The following is a 739-nucleotide window of genomic DNA, read 5'->3' on the forward strand; positions in this document are numbered from 1 at the left end:
CCACGGACAGAGAGTGCTGCAGCGGCCATGCCGGCCACCCAGCGTCCCGCAAAGAAGGTTGCGAAGGTGCCTGTGTAGGCCGTCAGACGGCCGATGTTGTCGAACAGCCTTCGGATCGCGGTGCCAAGCGGCCCGGTCCGGCTGGCGAGTGCCGCCATGGCGTCGGCGGTTGCTTCCAGCGCGGGTGCTGCGGCAACCGCCAGCTGGTTCGACAGACCGCGCCAGATCAGCCCGAGCCGGGAGATCGCATCGTTCGTCCGCTCGATCTGGTCGGCATCCTGTTCCGACACCACGACACCGAAGGCGCGCACGTCTTCCGTTGCCTGGCGAAGAGTCGCCGTGTCGATCCGCGACATGGCGATGGAGCCTTCCTCGCCAAAGAGTTTTCCCGCAACGGCGGCGCGCTCGGCAGCGGGCACGAACTCCTCGATGGCGGCGTTGATTGCCTCGACGCGCTGATCCAGCGGCAGGGAAATCAGGTCGGCGGCCGACAGCCCCAGACGCTCCAGCGCGTCGGCGGCGGGACCTGTCCCGGTGGCCGCCTGGCTGAGGCGGCGTGTCAGGTCCTTCGTTGCCTGTTCAATGCCGGACATGGAGACACCGGCGAGTTCGCCCGCCCGCTCCAGCGTCTGGATCGAGGCGACGGTGGTGCCGAGCGATTGTGCGAGCTTGGCCTGCGCATCGACTGTCTGCAGGCCTGTGCGCACCATGGCGATACCGGCGGCACTTGCAGCGGCAA

Annotated in this window: 1 protein-coding gene; it reads right to left on the reverse strand. The window is 68.1% G+C overall.

The window, feature by feature from the left end:
* The coding region (locus tag E1297_RS48895) for a hypothetical protein (protein WP_209015560.1) at nucleotides 1-739 on the reverse strand (739 nt) is incomplete at both ends.

The organism is Roseibium sp. RKSG952 (genome assembly GCF_009711355.1).